Origin of the sequence: Nocardiopsis sp. FIRDI 009 (assembly GCF_003386285.1) — a bacterium.
GTDB lineage: Bacteria > Actinomycetota > Actinomycetes > Streptosporangiales > Streptosporangiaceae > Nocardiopsis.
Genome location: NZ_QPNC01000041.1, coordinates 1 through 1,587 on the forward strand (window position 1 = coordinate 1; position 1,587 = coordinate 1,587).

Annotated in this window: 1 protein-coding gene; it reads right to left on the minus strand. The window is 70.7% G+C overall.

From position 1 onward, the window contains the following. Positions 1–12: 12 nt before the first annotated feature. Positions 13–1,470: an NF041680 family putative transposase gene (locus DVR05_RS25605; RefSeq protein ID WP_232832333.1), complete on the minus strand. Its 1,458-nt coding sequence runs from the start codon at positions 1,468–1,470 to the stop codon at positions 13–15. Positions 1,471–1,587: the final 117 nt, after the last annotated feature.

Consider the following 1,587-nt stretch of genomic DNA (forward strand, 5'->3'; position numbering starts at 1 on the left):
CTAGCTTGGCGTTTAAGCTGCTTGCTTGTCTCTGGAGCGGCTCGTAGCACCCGCTTTGTTCTTCTTCGGGACCCCGTAACGGGGAGCGGGACGCCTGTTCGAGCTCCCCGGTACACGCCCCGGGCCTGGCCGTGAGGGCCGTGGAACACCCGCGCATCCGGGCAGGTGCGCGTGCAGGTACCGAAACCCCCGCCGCACCCTGCCCGGACTCATCCGATACGGCGGAGCCGGGCGCTGCCACGGCAGGCGCACCTGGCGCACGAGTCCCCGAGCCAGGCGCAGCTGGGTATAGGCGACGATCACCAGCCAGGTCCACCGGTCCGCCGCTGCCGGGTCCCGCACCCTCGGGGCGTTCCACCCCAACTGCTGCTTGCAGAACCGGAAGGCGTGCTCGATATCGAACCGGCGTAGATAAGCCCACCACAGCTCATCCACCTGCCCCGGGGCCAACCCCACCGCTGAGGACCACAACCACACCGGCTTGGGGGCACGACGGGACGGCAGCGCCTCCACTTGCAGCAGGATCACAGTGCCCTCGATCACCGGTAGCCGCCCGGGGTGGTCGGCCCAGGCCGACCGGTGGGTCAGTCTCGGGTGCATCCGGTCCCAGGCCCGGGCGGTGGCGGCCCCGTAGCGGCGGGTCGGGGTGGTGGTCACCGTCTTGGGTGCGGGCCAGGTGTCAGGGGCGCCCATGCGCAGCGGGGTTCCGTGCTTGGCCGGGCGTCCCGTGGCGTTGGGCGGCAGGTGCTCGGCGGGGCCGTACAGGACCCGGTCCGAGCGCAACCGGCCCAGCACCCGCACCGGCAGGTCGTCCAGGAGGAAGGCCAGGCGGGGGCTGTCGTAGCCCGCGTCGACCACCACCCACACGTCCGGGTCGCCGTCGGTGTGGTGGCCCGCCTCGCGAAGCCTTTTCACCACCTCGCGTAGTTGGGCGGCGGTGGCCACGGTCGGGTCCTGGTCAGGGGCCAAGCGCAGGATGTCCAGCGGGGCGCACCAGGAGGTGGAGCCCTCTTCCAGAGCGACGATGACCGAGTAGGGCCAGCCCGGGACCATCTCGGCCTGGCCGGTGCCGCGCCCGTAGGTGTGGCACCAGGACCGTTCGGGGCTGGTCCAGGCGTCCGGTCGTAGCCAGGGGGAGACGTCGGCGGCCAGCACCAGGCGGTGGTGGAGGCGGGGCAGGGGCAGGGCGGCCAGGCTCCATCGCAGCCGGGCGGTGTCGATACGGCCCCGGTTGAGAGCGGCGTAGGCCGAGCCGTGACCGCGGCGGTGCTCGGGCTCCAGTGAGAGGTGGGCCAGGTGGTGCACGGGACCCGGGGCGCAGACCAGGGCCTCGCACACCTCGAACAGGGCGTCACGTCGGTGGGTGAGGCAGGCGTGGAACTCGGTGCGGAAGCGGGACAACTCCGACAGTGACTCGACGTGGGCGTGATCGTGTAGCAGACTCACGGTGACGGCCTTTGCTGTGTTCACGTGTGTGCTTGGTCGCTGCACATGATCACGTGAAGGCCGTCGTGTTGTCCGGGGAACGGTCAAGCCCGTGACCGGAACGGTGTCCGGGTCACGAGCTGAGGTTAAACGCCAAGCTAG